This window comes from Rhodanobacter koreensis (assembly GCF_054782855.1).
Map to the genome: position 1 here is coordinate 612,736 of NZ_BAAGRR010000012.1, position 18,311 is coordinate 631,046.

The window sequence follows — 18,311 nt, forward strand, 5'->3', positions numbered from 1 at the left end:
GACGATTGGCGGTGGCGTTCAATCGCTGCCGCGATACTCCGCCAGCATCACGGCGATCGCGTCCAGATCGCTGCTGGCGCTGGGGCCGTCCACAGGCGGCTCATAGTTGTTGAGCATGATCGCGAACGCCAGCCGTTCACCCGTGGCCGTGGTGACGTAGCCGGCCAGGCAATGCACGTAGGCCATGCTGCCGGTCTTCGCATGCACGTTGTTTTCGGCAGGTGTGCCGCGCATGCGTCCGATCAGGGTGCCGTCCACGCCGGCAATCGGCAGTGCGTCGCGCAATGCGGCTGCATAGGGCTGGGCGGCCATATAACCAAGCAGGCGGATCAGCGCAGTCGGCGTCGCCAGATCGCGTCGGGACAGTCCGGTGCCTTCGCCGATCAGGCTGGTCGAGGGTGGAATCCCGATCTGCGCCAGCCACTGCTGCAGTGCCTTGATGCCGTAGCTCTCGGTGCTGGTGAAACCCGCCGGTGGCTTCGAGATAGTGGCCTGCTCGTGCGCGCCGACATTCAGCAGCAGGTTCTGCAAATACAGGTTCTGCGAGCGTTTGAGGCCCCGCTTGAGGATCTCCAGCAGCGGAGGCGACCCTATCTCGCCGACCATCTGGGTATGTGCCAGCAGGCCGGTGTCATCCTGGGGCCAGTGCAACGCCTGCAGTTGACCGATGACGTGGATGCCGCGGCGCTGCAGTGCATTGTTCAATTCTCGTCCGGCCTGCAGGGCAGGGTCCGCCATGGCCAGCTTGAATTGTTGTGGCGGCGCCTGTGCGGGCACATTGCCGAAGGCATGCAGCGTGTCGGAACCCGGTGCGCGGTACAGGTTTATGTCACCCGTTGTGCGTGGCAGGGTGGTAGTGATCTGGCCGGACACGTGCGGCCGCGCGTCGATCGGCGTGAAACTCAGGCTGGCCGGCAGGCCAGGGGCACCCCCGGGGGTCACCGTGATATCGACGATGTTCTCCTGCACGCTGAGTGCCGAGGAGGGCACGGCAAACGAGCTCTGCAGATCGCCGGCTTCCCAGCCGGTGCCGAAGGTCGGACCAGTGAAATAGCTGTCGTCGACGATCAAGTCGCCATGCACCGAGCGCACGCCGCGAGCAGCCAGCTGATCGGCCAGCTGGTCGGCCCAGGCGATGCTGCCGGCCGTGCCCAGGGTGGGATCGCCCATGCCGTAAAGGATCAGCGGGCCATTCAGGCGGCCGTCGTGACCGCACCCGCTGCTCAGTAGCCGGGTTGGAATACGGTAATCGGTACCGAACGTGGCCAGGCTCAGCCCGGCGGTGAACAGCTTGGCGGTGGAGGCCGGCTGCAGCAGTTGGTCGGCATGGTGCGCATAAAGTGTACGGCCGCTGTCCAGTGAGGCCACGGCAATGCCCCAACTGGCTGCGGCAAAACGGGGCTGTCCGATGTATGCATCGATCCGCGCCGCCAGTGGCGATGCGCTGGCCGTGATCGTACTTGTCTGCGGCGTCGACGCGGCCGTCGGCAGCGTGGTGAAACATGCGCCAACCAGCAGCAGGAATGAGGCGAGACGGTGTCGGTGACAGCTGGGCGGCAGGCTCATGGCCCCAGTATCGCCAATCCCGCCATCGCCTGCAGGGGGCGGCATGTCGCGGTTCTGCTAACCTTGCCGGTTCGTGTCGGCATCTGGCCGGCGGACTTGAACCTATTCGCGAGACTCCCATGCAGATTGCCCAGAACGCCGTTGCCGCCTTCCATTACACGCTGACCGATGACCAGGGCCAGGTCATCGACAGCTCCGAGGGGCGCGAACCGCTGACCTATCTGCACGGCAGCGGACACATCGTGCCTGGCCTGGAAAAGCAGATGGAAGGCCGTGCGGCCGGTGACAAGTTCATTGCCGACGTGGCGCCCGAGGAAGGCTACGGCGTGCACCACGCCGAGCTGATGCAGGAAGTGCCGCGCGAGGCGTTCCAGGGCGTCGAGGACATCCAGCCGGGCATGCAGTTCCAGGGCCGTGGCCCGCAGGGCGAAATCAACGTCACGGTCACCAAGGTCGAGAATGACAAGGTGTTCATCGACGGCAACCACCCGCTGGCCGGCAAGACCCTGCATTTCGCGATCGAGGTGACCGATGTGCGCGCGGCCAGTGAGGAAGAACTGGCGCACGGCCATGTGCACGGTGCCGGTGGTCATCACCACTGATACGCGCTATGGCGACATGACCGCGATCCGGCAACGCAAGGGCCCGGTGATGAAGAATCACCGGGCTCTTGCGTTGGTGATCTCAATACCAGTCGAGCAGCGAGATGCCGACGCCGAGATAGGTGGCGTTGTGGTTGTAGTCGATCATGCTTTCGCCATAACCCTTGAAGGCTTCCATGTAACCGCGCAGATTGCCGACCAGCGGAAAGCTCCAGGTGAACTGGGCGGCACCATGGCTTTCGCTGCCGCCACGCAGCGAGTGGCGTAGCATCAAGCCGAATTCCTGACCATGCCATTCGTGGATGATCTGCATGTCGCCGCGGCCCATGTAGTTGCTGATGTCGGGGTTGTTGTCGTCCGCGCGTGATTCGGGAATGCGCCACCACGGGCGCAGCATCACGGTCCAGCCGTCGCGCTCGAAACCGATCTCGGCCATCACCCGGTTCCAGCTGCGCGAGAGCGGATCGGATTGACCATTGGACTGGTGATCGACGCCGATGCCAAGCAGTCGTCCGTCCCAGCCGAACACCTCATAGTGGGTGTTGAACATCAGGATGGCTTCGGGTTCGTAGTTGGTTTCGCGGAAGGGGCGCGAGGCCTGCGAGTTGTAGACCTGCCAGTGCGAGTCCTGCGTATAAGCCACCCAGAGGTCGCCGGCATCACCGAACACACCCTGCCATACCTTGGTCTTCAGGCTGAGCTGGAATTTCGACTCGACATTGTCCAGTTGCCGCGGTGAGGTCACCGTATTGACCGGGTTGGGGCTGTGCGGCTCATCGTTCTGATTGCTGGTGGCAAACACCGGCATGACATAGACCGGTTTGTAGCCGCGCACGTTGAACGTGCCGAGCTTGCTCTCGGGCGAGAGCTCCCAGCGGCTGTCAAGCAGCGACAGCGGTTGCGCAACCTCGCTATTGGCTTGCGTCGAAACCGTCGATGTGCCGTTCCTGTCACGACCGAAAACCCCCGTGGTGACGGCTTGCCGATCGACCCGCTTTTGCGCGGCGGGCAGATTGACCCGGCCAGTGGCCTTGTCATAGCAGGCCAGCCGCTGGGCATCGCTTTCGATCCCGGTGCAGGCGCGGATATCGGTAGGATCCGGATTCTGCGCATGGCTGGAACTGGCAAACAGGCAGGCGGCCAGTGCCAGGTGTACCGCAACGGAATGAGGCTTCATCAAGCGCTCCGCATCGGATGATCGGGTCCGGAGAAATCGAGTTCGGAGTTTAGGCGACACAGATCGATTGACGGGATGGGGCCGCGCATGTCGCCGACAAAAAAGCCGGCCACAAGCATGCTCGTGGCCGGCTCCATACATCAGACCTTATTGAAGCTGCTTTATCCACTGCTCGTATTGGGATTTGCTGACACGAGTACCGTTGTGGCTGGCATTCAGGAAGTCATTGGCCAGTGGCGGATAGGCGCTGGCCTGGTCGGCGGTGATCCATTTGCTGCCACCCGACAGTTGCTCGAATGACGGTGCCGGCCCGACCGACGGTGCCGGGGGTTGAACACTTCGCACGGTGACCTGTGCCTGGGCGGCCGGAGCAGGCGCTGCATTGTTCATGGATTGGTCGGGGGCAGGAGGCGGCGCCATGGGCGCGCTGGTTGCAGGCGGCGGCGGAGGCGGTGGAGGCGGGGTGTCCTGGGCCAGCAACGTGCCGGCGAAAAAGAATGCGCCAATGGTGATGGTCGATAGCAGTGGCTTGCGGAATTTCATCGTGGATACTCCATGCCAGAATAGTGGAAAGTTCGTATGCGCCCGGAAGCGTTCAATGCGGGGAGAACACTCGTCGCGGCTACCGGACTCGAGATCACGCTAGCAGAGCCTTTGTAAATGCCCGCTCAATATCCTCGTCGTGAATCCGTGAAGATGCCGTGTCGTTGAGCGCAGCTTCAGTCAATGGCCGCATGCTGACCCTGTCGCAGGCGCGTTTGCTGCAGCTGTCTGCGCAGGGTCTCTTGCAGCCGTTGCGCCGCCGCCCTCGACGCAGTGACGTGGTGGCAACGATCGAGCGCATGCGTCTGCTGCAGATCGACACCATCCATGTAGTCGCACGCAGCCCGTATCTGGTGTTGCATGCCCGTCTCGGCGATTACCCGATGGCATGGCTGGACGAAGCGCTGGCGCAGGGACAACTCGCCGAATGCTGGGCGCACGAGGCATGTTTCGTCGCCGCGACCGATGTCGGCCTGCATCGTGGCTGGCTGGGTCAGCGCGGGAATCACTGGGCGCACCGGCATGCCCAGCGCATGCATCGCGAACAACGCACCCACATGGACGCACTGCTGGATGGCATTCGCGCTACCGGTCCGGTGCGCGCTGCGGACTTTGCCCGCAAGGATGCCGGCGCAACGGCGGCAAAGACGGGCTGGTGGGAATGGAAACCGGAGAAGCGCTGGCTGGAAGCGTGGTTTGCACTTGGCGAGCTCATGGTGGCGCGGCGCGAGAACTTCCAGCGTGTCTACGACCTGGCTTCAAGCGTGCTGGCCCGGCTCGATCCACCGCTCGATACCCGTGCTGCGGCGCTTTCCGCGGCGGATCTGCGGCAACGCTTCATTCTCGACAGCGTGCATGCGCTGGGTGTGACCCAGGCTGGCTGGATTGCCGACTACTATCGGTTGAAACCGGCCGTGACCGAACGGGAACTGGCGCCGCTGCTGGCCCGTGGCGACCTGCTGAGCGTGCCGGTACAAGGCTGGAAGGTGCCGGGCTACGTCCATCGTGATCATGCCGAAATGCTGAGCCGGGCGATGCAGGGTCGCCTGCGTGCCACCCATACCACCGTGCTGTCGCCGTTCGATCCGCTGGTATGGGATCGGGCGCGGGCGTTGGCGATGTTTGACTTCGAGTACACCATCGAGTGCTACACGCCGGCAGCGCGACGACGCTATGGCTACTTCGTGCTGCCGATCCTGCATCGCGGCCGGCTGGTCGGCCGGCTGGATGCCAAGGCCCATCGTGGCGAGGGCGTGTTCGAAGTCAAGGCACTGTTCCTGGAATCAGGGGTGACACCCGAACCCGGGCTGGTGCAGGCGGTGGCCGCAGCGATTGCCACCACGGCGCGTTGGCATGGCACACCCGAAATCCGACTGGGGCGCACGCAGCCCGCAGACCTGGCGAAGGTGCTGCGGGCCTCCTGGCGAGTTGCAGGATAGGCGCAACTCTCCTATGTGGCCTTATGGCGTGCTGCTGGCGGATGCAGGGTTCGCCGCACATGACTTGCCATGCAGGGCCTCACGCAATGAGGCGGCCAGCGAATTGCAGCGAGCGGCCAGTTGCGGGCGGATATCCGGATTTTCCGAATCCCGCAGCAAGCTGGTGCGCATGGCCTGGTAGCGTTCCGGTAGCTGGCTTGGCGTGAAGACGCCTGCAGCGCGGTGGCAGGCCATGTAGCTGGACAGATAGTCGTCACAGGCGGGGATGCCGGTATGGTCGGGCAGGTTGACCTCCTCGACCGTGATATGGCCCTTGGGAGTCGCGTTGTGGTGCGGATGGTGTGTGCCGGTACCGGCCCCCGATGGGGTCGAGGCCGTTGCCGCTGAGGTTGCAGTCTTTGACGTGGTCGAGGTCGTGGTTTGATGGGCGCAGCCGGCCAGCAGCAGGATGGCAATCATGCCGGCCAGGGTCAGACGGGGCAGGGTGGGCATGCTGGGTGCTCCTTGGTGATGATTCTGCGGAAGGTGTAACTATCCCGCAGTATCGGTGGGGTGGCTGGACTCACACTAGACCGGGTTCGAGGTAAAGAAAATCTGAATTTGTCATCCTGTGGACAAAATCAGTGCAAACGTTTTCATTCCATGTCGCACTGCGCAATCTCGCATCCCCTCAATTCTGCCGTTATGATTTGCCTACTGTGTTTGCCGGGGTCAGCAGAGTTTGTGACCCGATGCAGCCGATCCACGATCTGCCTCATCGTTCACCCCAGGGTTGTTTCCTTGCACACCAGTAAGCCGTCCTGTCGCAGCATGCAGGTCGAGTCTTCAAACCCAATGGAGTGATTAACTATGTCTGATCGTCAGATCGGTACCGTCAAATGGTTCAACGACGCCAAGGGCTTTGGTTTCATTGCCCGCGACAATGGTCCGGATGTTTTCGTGCATTTCCGCGCGATTGCAGGCTCTGGCTTCAAGAGCTTGCAGGAAGGCCAGCAGGTTTCCTTCAAGGTGGTGCAGGGCCAGAAGGGCCTGCAGGCCGATGAAGTAACCCCGGCCTGATTGCCATTCGGGCGCAAGGGAAACCGGGCAGCGATGCCCGGTTTTTTGTTGCCCGGATAATGGCCACGACAGGCTGCTTGACAAATCACTTGCAAACTGAAAATCCGTTATGCTTTGGGTACTGCGTTTGCTCGGCCACGTGCGTGCCCGGTACGGGTTTCCTGTGAATCCTTATCGTTACACCCGATCACCCTGCATGCCCAGTAAACCGTCGGCCCGTTGGGGCCGGTTTGTCTCAGCGTCTGGAATGGATCGGAGTGAGTCATGTCGGATCGTGAAGTGGGTACCGTCAAGTGGTTCAACGACGCCAAGGGTTTCGGCTTTATCAGCCGGGAGAATGGCCCTGACGTGTTTGTGCATTTCCGCGCCATCAGCGGCACGGGATTCAAGAGCCTGCAGGAAGGGCAGAAAGTGAGCTTCAAGGTCGTCGATGGCCAGAAGGGCTTGCAGGCCGAAGACGTCACACCGGCTTGATGGGGGTGATGGCATCCGGAAGAGGCCGGCGCAAGCCGGCCTCTTTTGTCGTGGCCGCTGCAATTCGCTAGCCTGCCCGGATGCCCGATTTCCTTTCCAACAAAACACCCAGCCCGACGCCGGCGGCAACGGCCGCACCGATAGAGCAGACCATCATCCCGGTTTCGGTGGAGGACGGTTCGCGTTTCGAACTGCTGTGCGTGCATCCCGCGGGAACATGGCACCAGTTGCTGTATTGGCTGCCGGCGATGGGCATTCCTGCCCGGCATTACCTGCCGCTGGCCGAGGCGCTGGCCGCGCGGGGCATCGCGGTGGTCGTGCACGAATGGCGCGGCATCGGTTCGAGCAACCGACGCGCAGGTCACCATGACGACTGGGGTTATCGTGAGTTGCTGACCCAGGATCTGCCGGCAGCCCGGGCCGTCGTGCACGTGCGCTGGCCGCAGGCGGCTTGTTGGCTGGGCGGGCACAGCCTGGGAGGACAGCTGGGCTCGATGTATGCCAGCCTTCATCCGTTCGGGCAGGCCGATCCAGTACCGGCCGGTCTGGTGCTGGTGGCCAGCGGCGCGCCGTACTGGCGCCGCTTTCGCTGGGGCGTATTGATCGGCATGGCCTATGTGCTCGCCCCGTGGCTGGCGCGCCTGTTCGGCTATCTGCCCGGGCGGCAGATCGGTTTCGGCGGCAACGAGGCACCTGGCGTGATTGCCGACTGGGCGCGCACCGGCCGCACCGGCCGCTATGCCGCCGCCGGAATGACGCAGGATTTCGAGCAGGGGCTGGCCGCGTTGTCGCTGCCCATCCTGGCACTGCGCCTGCACGATGACTGGCTCGGGCCGAAAGCCTCGCTGGACTGGCTGCTCGGCAAGATGCCGCGGGCCAGCCGCAGCGTGGAAGTCATCACGGCGCAGGATCTGGGCAGCAAGGCGGCCGATCATTTCGGCTGGATGAAGACGCCGCAGGCGGTCGCCACGCGTATCGCCAGCTGGCTTGCCGCACAGGACGCCACTTCCGCCGGGCACGACGGCACCGCGGGTTGATTCCGCGGAAATCCGCCAGCATGTCGGGAAGTCCGCTCCCCAGGATGTCCCGATGAAACTGTTCGATCCGTTCGTCCAGCGCAGTCTGACCTTGCGCAACCGCATGGTGATTTCGCCGATGTGCGAATACTCGGCCACCGACGGCGTGCCGAACGACTGGCATATGGTCCACCTGGGCAGCCGCGCCGTAGGCGGGGCGGCGGTGGTGATCGCCGAGGCCTCGGCGGTGTCGGCGCAGGGGCGCATTTCGCCGCAGGACACCGGCCTGTGGAACCAGGCCCAGCTCGAGGCATGGCAGCCGATCACCCGCTTCATCAAGGCACAGGGTGCGATCGCTGGCGTGCAGCTGGCGCATGCCGGGCGCAAGGCCAGCACGTTGCGCCCGTGGGAGGGGCATGGCCCGATACCGGCTGGACAAGGCGACTGGCTCACCGTGGCGCCGTCGGCGCTGCCGTTCGACAACAGCTGGCACACGCCGCAGGCGCTGGACGAGGCCGGCATCCAGGCGGTGATCGCGGATTTCCGTGCCGCCGCGCTGCGTGCGCTGGCAGCCGGCTTCGAGCTGGTCGAGCTGCATGCGGCGCACGGCTACCTGCTGCACCAGTTCCTGTCGCCGCTGAGCAACCGGCGCGACGACCGCTACGGCGGCAATTTCGAGAATCGCACCCGGCTGGTGCGCGAAGTCATCGCCGCCGTGCGTGAGGTGTGGCCGGCCGAGTTGCCGCTGTGGTTGCGCATCTCGGCCACCGACTGGGCCGACGAGGGCGGTTGGGATGTGACGCAGAGCGTCGAGCTGGCGCGCCAGGTGAAAGCGTTGGGTGTGGACCTGATCGATGTCTCCAGCGGCGGTCTGTTGCCGCACGTGAAGATTCCACTGGAACCGGGGTATCAGGTGCCGTTCGCGGCGCAGATCCGCCACGAGGCCGGCATTGCCACCGGTGCTGTGGGCCTGATCACCGATGCCGGACAGGCCGCCCAGATCGTCGCCAATGGCGCTGCCGACGTGGTGCTGATTGCCCGGGAGAGCCTGCGCGACCCGTATTTCCCACGCCGCGCGGCACGGCAGCTGGGTGCGAAGATCGATGCGCCGGTGCAGTATCAGCGCGCCTGGTAACCAACGGAGAACGATGATGGAAGCGAGTCCGACCCTGATCGAAGGTCGCCTGCATGACCTCGGTGACGGCTTCACCGTGCGGCGCATGTTGCCGGTGTTGCAGGCGCGCCATGTCGGCCCGCTGGTGTTCTTCGACCACATGGGTCCGGCGACCTTCGCGCCCGGCAGCGGCATGGACGTGCGGCCGCATCCGCATATCGGGCTGGCCACGGTGAGCTGGTTGTTCGAAGGGGCGATCCGTCATCGCGACAGCATCGGCAGCGTGGCCGACATCCGTCCTGGCGAAGTGAACTGGATGACCGCCGGCCGCGGCATCGTGCACTCGGAGCGCACGCCGCCGGATGAGCGCCGCGACGGGCAGGCCCTGCATGGCGTGCAGATCTGGGTGGCGCTGCCGCAGGCCGATGCCGAGATCGAGCCGGAGTTCCACCACCATGATCGCGCGGTGTTGCCGACGATCCGCCAGCCGGGCATGCAGGCGGTGCTGATCGCCGGCAGCGCGTACGGGCAGCAATCGCCGGTCAAGGTGTTCGCGCCTATGTTCCTGCTCGAGGTGCAACTGGCTGCCGGCGCGGAACTGGCGTTGCCGCAGGAGCATCTCGAACGCGGCGTCTTCGTCGTCGAGGGTGCGGTTCGCTGGGGCGGGCTGGATCTTGGCGCGGCACAGATGGCCGTGCAGGCCGGGCCGTCGGCACCGTCGCTGCACGCGAACGCGGACAGCAAGCTGCTGCTGTTCGGCGGCGCGCCGCTGGATGGCGAGCGCCATCTGTGGTGGAACTTCGTGGCGGCGACCCAGCAGCGGATCGAACAGGCCAAGGCCGACTGGAAGGCGCAGCGCATGGGAACGGTGGTGGGCGACGAGGAGGAGTTCATCCCGCTGCCCTGACCGGCGTGGCCGGTTGCATCGGAGGCCGGCCCGGATCACGCTGACCGGGTCGATCCGTCAAGAGTTACCGCATGTCCGGCTTCAGCAATTTCAGCGAGTTCTATCCCTATTACCTGACCGAACACAGCAACCGGCGCTGCCGCCGCATGCATTTCATCGGCAGCAGCCTGGTCATCGTGGTGTTGCTGGTGGCGCTGCTGACCGGCCAGCGTGGCTGGTTGTGGCTGATGCCCGTGGCCGGTTATGGCTGCGCCTGGGTGGGCCACTACGTGTTCGAGAAGAACCGTCCGGCGACCTTCAAGCACCCGCTGTACAGCCTGCTGGGTGACTGGGTGATGTACGGGCAGATGCTGCGTGGGAAAGTCAGCTTCTGAGCGCCCTTGCTCCCTCCCTTGCGACCGAAGGGGAGGAGCAAGAGCTTCAACGATACTTCTGGTGGCAGCTCTTGCAGGTGTCGTCGATCGGCTTGATCGCGGCGGCCAGTGCCGCGCAATTCGCGGGTGCGGCCTGCAGCGCCAGTTGCAGGCGATCCTGCAACTGGCTCGCGTCGTCGGTGAAGTCCTTTTCGGTCACGCCGAACACCGGCACGATGTCGGTCGCGGTGGACTGCAGCCGCTGCATGTGATGCTGGATGTTGGCCGCTTGGCACTGCTTTGCTTTCAGCGCATGGCCCAGTTCACCCATGTGATAGCCCATGGTATGCATCACCGCTTTCGGCATCGGGTTACGCGCATTCAGCGTGCTCATGACGTTGACGGTGCCGATCACACCAATCACCAGGCCCAGCAGGATCAACAGAGCGACGCGCATCGTTTCGGTTCCGCAGGAGGCCAGGGAGACGACAAGAATAACCCGCGTCGCCGCGTTGCATCCATGCATGCGCGATAAAATGGTCATGCAGGCAGGATGGGATGCGTGGGAATTTCAGGAATTTCCCAGACCGCGCCGGGATGACGATACAAGACGGCATATTCGAGGTACTTCCATGTTTGGCAGCACGATATGAATGACGTGGCATTTCCGGCCGAGCGCTTCGCCGGTGTCGAACGCCTGTACGGCATCGGCAGCGTGGCGATGCTGGCGCAGGCGCATGTGTGCGTGATCGGCATCGGCGGCGTCGGCTCGTGGGCCGCGGAGGCGCTGGCGCGCAGCGGCGTGGGCCGACTCACCCTGATCGATGCCGACGAAGTCTGCGTGTCCAACACCAACCGCCAGCTGCATGCATTGGATGGCGAGTTCGGCAAGTCCAAGGTCGGTGTGATTGCCGCCCGTGCGAAGGCGATCAACCCTGGCATCCGGATCGAGGCGATCGAGCGTTTTCTTACACCGTCCACGCTGGACGAGCTGCTCGACCGCGGCTACGACGTGGTGCTGGATGCGTGCGATGCGTTCCGTGTAAAGCTCGAGACGATTGCCTGGTGCCGCCGACGCAAGCTGCCGATCGTCAGCGTGGGTTCGGCCGGTGGGCGTACCGACTCGACGCAGATCCGCGTGCGCGACCTGTCGCGCACCGAGCACGACGCGATGTTCAGCCTGATCCGCAAGAAGCTCCGTACGGATTTCAACTTTCCGCGCAACCCGGATCGCTACTTCGGCGTGTCGGCCGTCTATTCGCTGCAGAACGTGCAGTACCCGCAACCCGATGGCACGGTGTGCGGCAATCGTCCGCCGGGTGGCGATGCGCTGAATCTCGCCTGTGGCGGCGGCCTCGGTGCCGCCACGCACGTCACCGGGGCATTCGCATTCGCGGCGGTGGGCAAAGTGCTGGAGAAGCTGCTCGATCGGTAGGAGCGCATCCTTTGCGTTCCACATGGAATCTCGAAAAACCGGGCTTTTGCTCGTCATCCCTGCGAAAGCAGGGATCCAGTGCCTTTGGGATTCAGTCGCTGGATTCCTGCTTTCGCAGGAATGACGATGGTTTTACGAGGGTACCTACACAGTCCAATAACGCACTTACCAACCCATGTAATGCCCGCCGTTGATCGCCAGGTTGGCACCGGTGATCCAGCTGGCCTGGTCGCCAGTGAAGAAGGCAACCGCATGGGCGATTTCATCGGGGCGGCCGAGGCGGCCGACCGGGATCTGCGCCACGATCTTCTCGCGCACTTCCTCCGGCACCGCCATCACCATCTCGGTGCCGACGTAACCGGGCGACACGGTGTTGACGGTGATGCCGAACTTCGCGTTCTCCTGTGCCAGCGAGATGGTGAAGCCGTGCATGCCGGCCTTGGCGGCGGCGTAGTTGGCTTGACCGTATTGGCCCTTCTGGCCGTTGATCGAGCTGATCTGCACGATGCGGCCCCACTTGCGTGTGCGCATGCCGTCGATCACCGGGCGGGTGACGTTGAAGCAGGCGTTCAAGTTGGTGTTGATCACGTCCGTCCACTGCTGGTAGTTCATCTTGTGGAAGGTGGTGTCGCGGGTGATGCCGGCGTTGTTGATCAGGATGTCCACCGGCCCGCATTTTTCCTCGATCGCACGGATCATCGCGTCGCAGGCAGTCGGATCGCAGACGTCGCCCTGCACCATGCATACGTTGATTCCATCCTTGGCCATCGCGTCATGCCAAGCCTCGGCCTTGGCCTGGTCGCGGTAATTGGTGGCGACCCGGTGCCCCTGGCTGGCGAGGTAGCGGATGATCGCGCTGCCGATGCCGCCGGTGCCGCCTGTGACCAATGCCGTACGCTGCGTCATGTCCTTGATCTCCTGTGAGGTAAAGCCGAGGGCTGTGAAATCCCGCCATCATGGCAACGCATTGCTGCAATTCGATGCCATGGAGAGCCGGTTTGCCTTCGCTTTATAGCGTTTCAGGCGACAGAGTGACCGCTGCAATGCGGCAAAAGTGCCGGGTCGAAATCGGCCAGTGCCTGCGTCAGCAAATCCTGCACATTTGTCGTGCCCCCGGATGTCGGCACAGACAGGAAGGCCAAGGCCTGTCGCAAGGCTGGCAGCGGGTTGGCCGGGTCGACCGGGCACGCCTGGTCGGACTTGGACAGCTTGCGGCCCTCGGCGTCCAGCGCCAGCGGCAGGTGTCGGTATGTCGGTGTTGGCAGACCCAGGCAGCGTTGCAACCAGACCTGCCGCGCGGTGGAGTCGAGCAGGTCGCTGCCGCGTACCACGTCGGTGATGCGCTGGAACGCATCGTCCACCACGCAGGCCAGCTGATAGGCATAGAGGCCCTCGACCCGCTTGATCACGAAATCGCCGGCACTCTCGCGCAGGTTCTGTCGTTGCGGGCCTTGCAACGCATCGTCGAATGCCACCTCGATGTCCGGCACGCGCAGGCGCCATGCCGGTGGGCGATCCGGATCGGGTGCCGCGATACAAAGACCGTCACGATGCATGCCGTCCGCGCCGGCCAGCTCGCTGCGGCTGCACCAGCAGGGGAACACCTGATCCGTCGCGCGAAGCTGCTCGAATGCCGCATCGTAGGCAGCCACGCGCCGCGACTGGAATAGCGTCGGTGCATCAGCCACCAGCCCGAACGCGGGCAGCGCGGTGAGGATGCTGGCTGCCGAACCGGCGACTTCGCGCGGCGGGTCGATGTCCTCCATCCGCAGCAGCCATTGTCCGCCGGCATGCCGTGCGCACAGCCAGCTGCCCACGGCAGCCACCAGCGAGCCGAAATGCAGTTGTCCGGTGGGCGAGGGGGCGAAGCGGCCGCGGTAGGTCATGCGGTCATTTTAGGGTACGCACCGCTGTGAACAGGCGGCACGGACCCTTGAAACGGCATGTCCGCGCCCCGAATTTTCACCCACGCCCCAGGCGTGCATCCCCTTCATGACTGCCATTAAGAGAGACAGCCATGCGTCGCATCGCATTGTTCATCGGTACCAACCTCGCCGTCCTGCTCCTGCTGAGCATCGTCTGCCACCTGTTTGGCATCGACCAGATGGCTGCCGCCCGCGGCTACGGCGGCATGGGTGGCCTGCTGGCCTACGCCGCCGTGTTCGGCATGGGCGGCGCCTTCATCTCGCTGGCCATCTCCAAGTGGATGGCCAAGATGTCCACCGGCGCACGGGTGATCGAGCAGCCACAGAACGAGACCGAGCGCTGGCTGGTCGACACCGTGCGTCGCCATGCCCAGAACGCCGGCATCGGCATGCCCGAGGTAGCGATTTACGACGCGCCGGAAATGAACGCGTTCGCCACCGGCATGACGAAAAACAGCTCGCTGGTCGCGGTCAGCTCCGGCCTGCTGCAGCAGATGGATCGCGAGCAGATCACCGCCGTGCTCGGCCACGAGATCGGCCATGTGGCGAACGGCGACATGGTTACGCTGACCCTGATTCAGGGCGTACTCAACACGCTGGTGATCCTCGCTGCACGCATCGTCGGTCGTCTGGTCGACAGCTGGATGTCCGGCGGCCGCGATGACAACCGGAGCGGCAGTGGCATCGGCTATTTCGTGGTGGTGATGGTGCTGCAGGTGGTGTTCGGCCTGTTCGCCTCGATGATCGTGGCTGCATTCTCGCGCTGGCGTGAATTCCGCGCCGATGCCGCAGGCGCCAAGTTTGCCGGTCGCGGCGCGATGATCTCCGCGCTGCAACGGCTGCAGGCCAATCACGGCGAAAGCACCTTGCCCAACACCATCGCCGCGTTCGGTATTTCCGGCCCGCTGGCGGACGGCTTCAGGAAACTGTTCATGAGCCATCCGCCGCTGGAAGAGCGCATCGCCGCGTTGCAGAACGCCACCTAGGCACGGTTGCACCGTAAACTCCCCAATCCGTCATTCCGGCCCCACGTCGTCATTCCGGCGAAGGCCGGAATCGCACTTCCCATAATGAAGCCGGTCGTTGGGGACAGTGGCAAACAAAGCAAAAGCAATTCCGGCCTGCGCCGGAATGACGAAGAAAGAAGTGCGTCTCCAGCCTTCGCCGGAATGACGATCTAAAAAAACATCAACGCATCAAACGGAACATCCACCCATGACCGCACCCGCCGAAACCCGCAAATTCGAAGCCGAAGTCGCCCAGGTGCTGCACCTGGTCACGCATTCGCTGTACTCGCACAAGGAAATCTTCCTGCGCGAGCTGATCTCCAATGCCTCCGACGCCTGCGACAAGCTGCGCTTCGAGGCTATCGCCAAGCCCGAGCTGATGGCCGGCGACAGCGAGCTGCATATCGACGTGAGCTGGGATCCGGACGCGCGCACCGTCACCATCCGCGACAACGGTGTCGGCATGAACCGTGACGAGGTGGTGGCGAACATCGGCACCATCGCCAGCTCCGGCACCAAGCGCTTCCTCGAAGCGATGTCGGGCGAGCAGAAGGCCGATGCGCGGCTGATCGGCCAGTTCGGCGTGGGCTTCTATTCCGCCTTCGTGGTGGCCGACAAGGTCACCGTCATCACCCGCCGCGCCGATGCGCCGGCGAGCGATGGCGTGAAGTGGGAGAGCGACGGCAAGGGCGAGTATTCGCTGGAGCAGGTAGAACAGGCCGAGCGCGGCACGTCCGTCATCCTGCATCTGAAGGCCGACGAGGATGAGTTCCTCAAGCGCTGGCAGCTGCGCTCACTGATCACCAAGTACTCCGACCACGTCGCCTTCCCGATCCGCATGCCGGTCGAGAAGGACGGCAAGCCAACCGACGAGTTCGAAACCATCAACGCCGCTTCGGCGCTGTGGACCAAGCCGAAGTCGGAGATCAGCGACGCGGACTACCAGAGCTTCTACAAGTCGCTCGGCCACGACTTCAACGACGCGCTGGCGTGGACGCACAACCGCGTCGAGGGCAGCCAGAGCTTCACCACCTTGCTGTACATCCCCTCGCAGCCGCCGTTCGACCTGATGATGGGCGGCCGCGACGAGCGCAAGGGACTGAAGCTCTACATCAAGCGCGTCTTCATCATGGACGCTGCCGAGGAGCTGCTACCGAACTATCTGCGTTTCGTGCGTGGCGTGGTGGATGCGGACGACCTGCCGCTCAACGTCAGTCGCGAGATCCTGCAGCAGAACCGTCAGCTCGAGCGCATCAAATCCGCCTGCGTGAAGCGCGTGCTCGATCTGATCGAGAAACTGGCCAAGGACGAGCCGGAGAAATTCGCCACCTTCTACAAGGCCTTCGGCAACACGCTCAAGGAAGGCATCAGCGAAGACGCCAACAACCGCGAGCGCATCGCCAAACTGCTGCGCTTCGCTTCCACGAAAGGCGACGGCAGCGCGCAGACCGTCTCGTTCGACGACTACATCGGCCGCATGCCGGTGGGCCAGGACACCATCTGGTTCATCACCGCCGACAGCTACGCTGCCGCACTGGGCAGCCCGCAGCTGGAAGCGTTCAAGGCCAAGGGCATCGAAGTGCTGCTGATGTCCGACCGCATCGACGAGTGGATGCTCGGCTCCTTGAACGAATACGGTGGCAAGAAGCTGCAGAACGTCGCCAAGGGCGAACTGCCGCTGGACGAGGCCGACAGGAAGAAGCAGGAGGAGTCCGCGAAGGAAGCCGAACCGCTGGTCAAGAAACTCAAGGACCTGCTCGGGGACCGCGTCGGCGACGTGCGTGTCTCCGCCCGTCTCACCGATTCACCGTCCTGCCTCGCGCTGAGCGACTACGAAATGGCCCCGCACCTGGCCCGCCTGCTGCGCGAAGCCGGCCACGACATGCCGGACAACAAGCCGACGCTGGAAATCAATCCACAGCACGCGTTGTTGAAGCGCGTCGAGGCGGAAAGCGACGAGGCGAAGGCGAAGGATCTGGCCACGCTGCTGCTGGAACAGGCGGAGATTGCGGCAGGTGCGCAGTTGCCGGATCCGTCGGCGTTCGTGCAGCGGATGAATCGGGTGTTGCTGGGGTGATTGGCAACTCTCGTTGCCGAGATGAGAAGGCCGCCAGCTTGGCGGCCTTCTTTTTGGCGATACATTACCGCGCGTCATCCGGTGTTCCCCCTCTCCAATGGGGAGAGGGCTGGGGTGAGGGCGCGGGTGCTCGCGGGAATCTCTCCTATCTGTCACCCCAGCGAAGAGTCGGCAGCCGCATCTTGTCGATCAGTAGCGCCTCTGCCGATACGCAGTACTTGCCCTTCGGGTGATTACGGAAACCATCTGCGATAGGTTCGAGCGCAGCGAAGGAGTCCACATCGGTCTGGTCTTGCGAGGCATCCATGCGATCCGGATTGAAGGAACCATCACACCGGGACGGCATTCAGAGCACTAGGATGTTCCGTATCACTCGGACGCAAGGGAGCATACAAATGACGAAGCTGGTAACCGCGGGCCTCCTCGTGGCTCTGCTGACAAGCGCCGCCCATGCGCAGACCAATGCGGGCGAACAGAAATCCGATCCGAACCTTCCCTTCACCATCACGAAGGTGGCGAGCTTCGATCTGCCTTGGCGCATCGCATTCCTGCCCGATGGCCGCATGCTGGTGACCGAGAAGGTCGGCCGCGTCGATCTGGTCACCCCGCAGGGCGCCAAGACCGAACTCAAGGGTGTCCCGCCCAGCTATTTCGAAGGTCAGGACGGCATGCTGGGCGTCTTCCTCTCGCCTCATTACGCCATCGACCACAATGTGTATCTCACCTATGTCGCACCGGGTGACTATGGCGGCGGACTGGCGCTGGGCCGGGGCCGGCTCGTGCTGGACGGCAAGCAGCCCCGGCTGGACGGATTCCAGGTGTTGTGGCGCCAGATGCCCACGGGCAAGGGCGGTCAGGCAGGCGCTCAGATCGCCTTTTCACCGGATGGCAAGTACCTCTTTCTCACGGTGGGCGATCGCCAGCGCTTCACTCCCGCGCAGGATCCCAACCAACCGGTAGGCAAGATCCTGCGGCTGACGCTGGACGGCAAACCCGCGCCGGGCAATCCGTGGGCAGGAAAGGTCGGTTCGCGCACTATTCCGCTGATCGATCCGGCAGCCGACACCGAGAAAGCCAAGACTGCGCCGGTAGTCAGCACCTATACGTTCCCCGGACCCAACCTGACGCCGGCCGAAACCTGGACCACCGGCCACCGAACACCTTATGGCCTCGCTTTCGCTCCCGATGGTCGACTGTGGGAGCTCGAGCATGGCCCGCGCGGCGGCGACGAACTGAACCTGATCCAGCGTGGCAAGAATTACGGCTGGCCGCTGGTCTCCTATGGCGTTAACTATAACGGCGTGCCCATTCCCAGCCCCGATACGCGGCCCGATCTCGCCAAGCCAGTGATCTATTGGACGCCGGTGATCGCGCCGGGCAATCTCATGTTCTACAAAGGCAGCATGTTCCCGCAATGGAATGGCAGCGCCTTGCTCAGCGGCCTTGTCAGCGAGGCAATCGTTCGCGTCACCTTTGACGGCAAGGGCGGCGCCACCGCGGTCCAGCGCTGGAGCATCGGCAAACGCATCCGCGATATCGAAGAAGCACCGGACGGCTCGCTCTGGATGCTGGAAGACGCCGAACCCGGCGGCCTGTTCCACCTCACGCCGAAATAAT

At 63.8% G+C, this 18,311-nt stretch carries 19 protein-coding genes; 12 read left to right on the forward strand and 7 right to left on the reverse strand.

Going from position 1 to position 18,311, the window contains the following annotated elements; genetic code table 11:
• Positions 1-18: 18 nt before the first annotated feature.
• Positions 19-1,566 (reverse strand): D-alanyl-D-alanine carboxypeptidase/D-alanyl-D-alanine endopeptidase, encoded by a 1,548-nt coding sequence (dacB, locus tag ACYVKM_RS16400; RefSeq protein WP_460878680.1) that lies wholly within the window; start codon positions 1,564-1,566, stop codon positions 19-21.
• A 119-nt stretch (positions 1,567-1,685) separates the two neighbouring features.
• Between dacB and ACYVKM_RS16405 the strand changes: the two genes are divergently transcribed.
• Positions 1,686-2,168 carry an FKBP-type peptidyl-prolyl cis-trans isomerase gene (locus tag ACYVKM_RS16405; protein WP_460878681.1) on the forward strand — a complete coding sequence of 161 codons (483 nt, stop codon included), beginning with the start codon at positions 1,686-1,688 and terminating at the stop codon, positions 2,166-2,168.
• An 82-nt stretch (positions 2,169-2,250) separates the two neighbouring features.
• On the opposite strand, the gene ACYVKM_RS16410 is transcribed toward ACYVKM_RS16405, so the two are convergent.
• A complete protein-coding gene (locus ACYVKM_RS16410) occupies positions 2,251-3,345 on the reverse strand; it encodes a phospholipase A (protein ID WP_460878682.1) in 1,095 nt (364 codons plus the stop codon).
• A 147-nt stretch (positions 3,346-3,492) separates the two neighbouring features.
• A complete protein-coding gene (locus ACYVKM_RS16415) occupies positions 3,493-3,888 on the reverse strand; it encodes a hypothetical protein (RefSeq protein WP_460878683.1) in 396 nt (131 codons plus the stop codon).
• Positions 3,889-4,079: 191 nt separating this feature from the next.
• On the opposite strand from ACYVKM_RS16415, the gene ACYVKM_RS16420 reads away from it, so the two are divergent.
• Complete coding sequence (locus ACYVKM_RS16420) at positions 4,080-5,327, forward strand: winged helix-turn-helix domain-containing protein (RefSeq protein ID WP_460878930.1); 1,248 nt, start codon at positions 4,080-4,082, stop codon at positions 5,325-5,327.
• Between the two features lie 21 nt (positions 5,328-5,348).
• Here the strand turns inward: ACYVKM_RS16420 and ACYVKM_RS16425 are convergent, their stop codons facing one another.
• Positions 5,349-5,819: a hypothetical protein gene (locus tag ACYVKM_RS16425; RefSeq protein WP_460878684.1), complete on the reverse strand. Its 471-nt coding sequence runs from the start codon at positions 5,817-5,819 to the stop codon at positions 5,349-5,351.
• A gap of 357 nt (positions 5,820-6,176) precedes the next feature.
• Between ACYVKM_RS16425 and ACYVKM_RS16430 the strand changes: the two genes are divergently transcribed.
• The 6 genes from ACYVKM_RS16430 to ACYVKM_RS16455 all read left to right on the forward strand — a co-directional run bounded on the left by ACYVKM_RS16430 (position 6,177) and on the right by ACYVKM_RS16455 (position 10,271).
• A complete protein-coding gene (locus ACYVKM_RS16430) occupies positions 6,177-6,386 on the forward strand; it encodes a cold-shock protein (protein ID WP_077553745.1) in 210 nt (69 codons plus the stop codon).
• Between the two features lie 264 nt (positions 6,387-6,650).
• On the forward strand, positions 6,651-6,860 hold the full coding sequence (locus ACYVKM_RS16435; protein WP_077438969.1) for a cold-shock protein: 210 nt from the start codon (positions 6,651-6,653) through the stop codon (positions 6,858-6,860).
• 80 nt (positions 6,861-6,940) lie between these two features.
• Positions 6,941-7,897, forward strand: coding sequence for an alpha/beta hydrolase family protein (locus ACYVKM_RS16440; RefSeq protein ID WP_460878685.1), 957 nt, complete (start codon positions 6,941-6,943; stop codon positions 7,895-7,897).
• 52 nt (positions 7,898-7,949) lie between these two features.
• Positions 7,950-9,011 carry an NADH:flavin oxidoreductase/NADH oxidase gene (locus tag ACYVKM_RS16445; protein ID WP_460878686.1) on the forward strand — a complete coding sequence of 354 codons (1,062 nt, stop codon included), beginning with the start codon at positions 7,950-7,952 and terminating at the stop codon, positions 9,009-9,011.
• Between the two features lie 16 nt (positions 9,012-9,027).
• Positions 9,028-9,897 (forward strand): pirin family protein, encoded by an 870-nt coding sequence (locus ACYVKM_RS16450; RefSeq protein WP_460878687.1) that lies wholly within the window; start codon positions 9,028-9,030, stop codon positions 9,895-9,897.
• A gap of 71 nt (positions 9,898-9,968) precedes the next feature.
• Positions 9,969-10,271: an Mpo1-like protein gene (locus tag ACYVKM_RS16455; RefSeq protein ID WP_460878688.1), complete on the forward strand. Its 303-nt coding sequence runs from the start codon at positions 9,969-9,971 to the stop codon at positions 10,269-10,271.
• Between the two features lie 46 nt (positions 10,272-10,317).
• Here the strand turns inward: ACYVKM_RS16455 and ACYVKM_RS16460 are convergent, their stop codons facing one another.
• Entirely contained in the window at positions 10,318-10,707 is a 390-nt protein-coding gene (locus tag ACYVKM_RS16460) for a cytochrome c (RefSeq protein ID WP_460878689.1), read from the reverse strand.
• Between the two features lie 192 nt (positions 10,708-10,899).
• Here ACYVKM_RS16460 and ACYVKM_RS16465 point away from each other — a divergent pair, with 192 nt between their 5' ends.
• The gene (locus ACYVKM_RS16465) at positions 10,900-11,685 is read left to right on the forward strand and encodes a tRNA threonylcarbamoyladenosine dehydratase (RefSeq protein WP_460878690.1); all 786 of its coding nucleotides are present in this window, start codon (positions 10,900-10,902) and stop codon (positions 11,683-11,685) included.
• A 165-nt stretch (positions 11,686-11,850) separates the two neighbouring features.
• Here ACYVKM_RS16465 and phbB read toward each other — a convergent pair whose 3' ends face one another.
• Both phbB and gluQRS read right to left on the reverse strand, forming a co-directional pair.
• Positions 11,851-12,591 (reverse strand): acetoacetyl-CoA reductase, encoded by a 741-nt coding sequence (gene phbB / locus ACYVKM_RS16470; protein ID WP_460878691.1) that lies wholly within the window; start codon positions 12,589-12,591, stop codon positions 11,851-11,853.
• Positions 12,592-12,704: 113 nt separating this feature from the next.
• Positions 12,705-13,571, reverse strand: coding sequence for a tRNA glutamyl-Q(34) synthetase GluQRS (gluQRS, locus tag ACYVKM_RS16475; RefSeq protein ID WP_460878692.1), 867 nt, complete (start codon positions 13,569-13,571; stop codon positions 12,705-12,707).
• 131 nt (positions 13,572-13,702) lie between these two features.
• Here gluQRS and htpX point away from each other — a divergent pair, with 131 nt between their 5' ends.
• The 3 genes from htpX to ACYVKM_RS16490 all read left to right on the forward strand — a co-directional run bounded on the left by htpX (position 13,703) and on the right by ACYVKM_RS16490 (position 18,310).
• Positions 13,703-14,596, forward strand: coding sequence for a protease HtpX (gene htpX / locus ACYVKM_RS16480; RefSeq protein WP_460878693.1), 894 nt, complete (start codon positions 13,703-13,705; stop codon positions 14,594-14,596).
• A gap of 229 nt (positions 14,597-14,825) precedes the next feature.
• Complete coding sequence (htpG, locus tag ACYVKM_RS16485; RefSeq protein ID WP_460878694.1) at positions 14,826-16,694, forward strand: molecular chaperone HtpG; 1,869 nt, start codon at positions 14,826-14,828, stop codon at positions 16,692-16,694.
• Between the two features lie 305 nt (positions 16,695-16,999).
• Positions 17,000-18,310: a PQQ-dependent sugar dehydrogenase gene (locus tag ACYVKM_RS16490; protein WP_460878695.1), complete on the forward strand. Its 1,311-nt coding sequence runs from the start codon at positions 17,000-17,002 to the stop codon at positions 18,308-18,310.
• The last annotated feature ends 1 nt before the right edge of the window (position 18,311 follow it).